This window comes from Thermogemmatispora sp. (assembly GCF_019683755.1).
In the GTDB taxonomy this organism is placed as follows: Bacteria; Chloroflexota; Ktedonobacteria; order Ktedonobacterales; family Ktedonobacteraceae; genus Thermogemmatispora.
The window spans coordinates 1-2,822 of sequence record NZ_JADGHT010000474.1 but is presented as its reverse complement, the minus strand read 5'-3'; the positions used below and the strand labels follow the sequence as shown (position 1 = coordinate 2,822).

Here is a 2,822-nt window from a genome sequence, read left to right as displayed (position 1 = left end):
CATCGATGCCCTTTCGTCGCTCTCGACGCCGACGCGCTCTCTACTCAGCTTCTGTCGGGCGCTGCAGCAGGGCGACTATGCCACTGCCTACGCCTTCCTCAGTTTGGATTTCCAGTCCCACTTTGGAGGACAGCGCCAATTTGTGGCTGTGGTTGATCCGGTTATTAAAAGCAATGGAGGGATTAAGAGCTGCGCTGTGGGAGCAGTCCAGTCAAAAGGTGAGCGCTTCCTGCTAAACGGCATCATTACCTATGCCAATGGCAAGACAGAAACAGATCGCGATGAGTTGGTGCTAGAGGCCGATATCTGGCGCCTCGCCGCCATTGCATAGGAGGTTGCTTGTTGGCAGGTAGAAGGAGGATGAGGTCAGGAGCAGCTTGCCTTCTTCCTGGCTTGGAAAAAAAGGCCCTTGCTGCGTTTCTTTAGAAAGGGATAGTCGTAATTGAAAGAGAGCAACGCTGCAGGCAGGGCTAGATCATCATCTTCTCCGGGGTATGGTGCAAGTTCTCTATCAGGGTCCACGAGTTGTTTCTTGCCTTTTTTGACATGCTGCTTTGACTCATTGCATGTGTTGGGGGAGCAGGCAAGTGCCGCGGCCAGAAAGGTCTCTTCTTGCTTCGAGGTAACCACTGGCTGGGTTGAGTGAATGGCCAGAGAACAGCTATTCTGCCGAAGCCGCGTGGCTTCTGCTTGCGTGCTAATCAATGTTAATCATATGGAGAGTCCCCGCCTGCAGATGAGGTATATCGTTCGCAATGGATGCTTTAGCTAAAAGAACAAAAGGATAAGGTAAGTCAGGAAAAGGAGTTTTCTTGTGGAAGCCAGCTTGAATGGACCCCAGGGGCGTATTCCTTTGGGGCCGGGCGTGACAACGGTAGGGCGTGCACCTGACAATCAGATCCGTTTGGATGATCAGCAAGTTTCTTCCCATCATGCTGAATTGCGTGCTGAGAATGGGGGCTACAGCCTGGTTGATCGGGGGAGTACCAATGGCACCTTTGTCAACGATCAGCGTCTGACCAGCCAGGTTCCCCGGCGTCTCATGCCAGGTGATCGCATCCGTTTCGGTGGAACCGTCTTTACCTATGAGGTGAGTGAGGGTGGAGCTGAGGGAGAACGGACGGTTGTGGCCAGCCCACCTGATCAGTTCCAGATGCCCGCGGCTGGTCCATCCTACCCTCAGATGTCCTACCAGGGCGTGCCTGGGGCTGTTCCTGTCCCGGGAGCGGAAGCAGGCCAGCCGCCCTACGGTGCGCCACCGTACCAGCCGTATCAGGGCTACGGTCAGCCACCGGCGAGCCAACCGGGCTATCCGGGGCAGCCGGGACCCTTTGGGCCTCCTCCTCAAGGGGGGCCGGCATTCCCGCCGCAGATGGCGGGCTATCCCCAGTTGCCGCCGCAGTCTCAGCCGCGGCGTCGAGGAAGAGCAGGCTGTCTGATAGCCAGTCTGGTGGTGCTTTTGCTGGTGGTACTTGTTCTAGTAGTTGTTCTCTTTAATCCCTTCAATTTCCCTGGACCTCTGGGGTTGCTCTCGTCCTCGCCTCAGAAAACGGTTGATACCTTCTGCAGTGCGCTCAAAAATGGTGACTACCATACGGCCTATGGCCAGCTTTCGTCAACGCTGCAGGCGAATGAAAGCGAGCAGCAGTTTACGCGCGCTTTTCAGGCCGCGACGGCTCTGTTGGGACCAGTGACGACCTGTGCGGCCACTGATTTTGAGCAAAATGGTGACCATGCTACTGCGCATCTGTCCCTAGGCTTCCAGCGAAGTTCGCGCCTAGTAACGGGTACCCTTAACTTTGTCCGCCAAGATGGGACCTGGAAGATTGATCAGGCGCCGCAGACACAGAGTCAGTTGCAAAATACGTAGCAGCGTCGCTGGTAGCGAAGCTGGCCGTGTGAGCTTAGCAGAAGGCTAGTCCTTCACTTTGGGCGAGCGAGCCATGTTAAGCTGATGGAGAAAGGAATGACTTGGCCTGGCCGGTAGCGCTGTGATAGCTGGAGCGTCACAGCGTTGCCGGCCAGTATGCATTGCTTGCTGAGGGAGTGTCTGGGGCAGTGCCAACAAGAGACTTTATCATGAGAAAGGCTCTTGTGGTGACATAGGGAGCTTCAAGCCCCATTGGCGAGCGCAGTCCAGGGCCTCCTCATAGCCGGCGTCGGCATGGCGAATGACGCCGATACCTGGGTCGTTTGTGAGCACGCGTTCCAGGCGGCGGGCGGCCTCCGGGGTACCGTCGGCCACGATGACCTGGCCGGCGTGGAGCGAATAGCCAATGCCGACTCCGCCGCCGTGGTGGAAAGAGACCCAGGTAGCGCCCGAGGCCGTATTGAGGAGGGCATTGAGAATAGGCCAGTCAGCGATAGCATCGCTGCCGTCTTTCATGCCTTCGGTCTCGCGATAGGGTGAGGCAACGGAACCGCTGTCAAGGTGGTCGCGCCCGATAACGATGGGGGCTTTGACAAGGCCACGTGCGACCAGCTCATTGAAGGCCAGGCCGGCTTTGGCGCGTTCGCCGTAGCCGAGCCAGCAGATGCGGGCTGGCAGGCCCTGGAAGCGGATTTTCTCGCGGGCGAGGGTGAGCCAGCGGCGCAAAGCCTGGTCTTCGGGAAAGAGTTCTAGAATGGCTTCATCGGTGCGATAGATATCCTCGGGGTCGCCGGAGAGGGCCACCCAGCGGAAAGGTCCCTTGCCCCGGCAGAAGAGAGGTCGAATGAAAGCAGAGACGAAGCCGGGAAAGTCCATAGCATGTGGCTCGCCTGCTGCCAGGGCCTGGCCGCGCAGGTTGTTGCCGTAGTCGAAGACAATGGCCCCGCGTCGT

At 57.9% G+C, this 2,822-nt stretch carries 3 protein-coding genes; 2 read left to right on the top strand and 1 reads right to left on the bottom strand.

Annotated features, from left to right (window positions below; all coding sequences use genetic code 11):
• Both IRZ24_RS18955 and IRZ24_RS18950 read left to right on the top strand, forming a co-directional pair.
• Positions 1-331 (top strand): hypothetical protein (locus IRZ24_RS18955; protein WP_297167882.1); only part of this gene is annotated, 331 nt, incomplete at its 5' end.
• A gap of 483 nt (positions 332-814) precedes the next feature.
• Complete coding sequence (locus IRZ24_RS18950) at positions 815-1,870, top strand: FHA domain-containing protein (RefSeq protein ID WP_297167879.1); 1,056 nt, start codon at positions 815-817, stop codon at positions 1,868-1,870.
• Between the two features lie 207 nt (positions 1,871-2,077).
• On the opposite strand, the gene hutU is transcribed toward IRZ24_RS18950, so the two are convergent.
• A partial coding sequence (hutU, locus tag IRZ24_RS18945) for a urocanate hydratase (RefSeq protein WP_297167876.1) occupies positions 2,078-2,822 on the bottom strand: 745 nt, incomplete at its 5' end.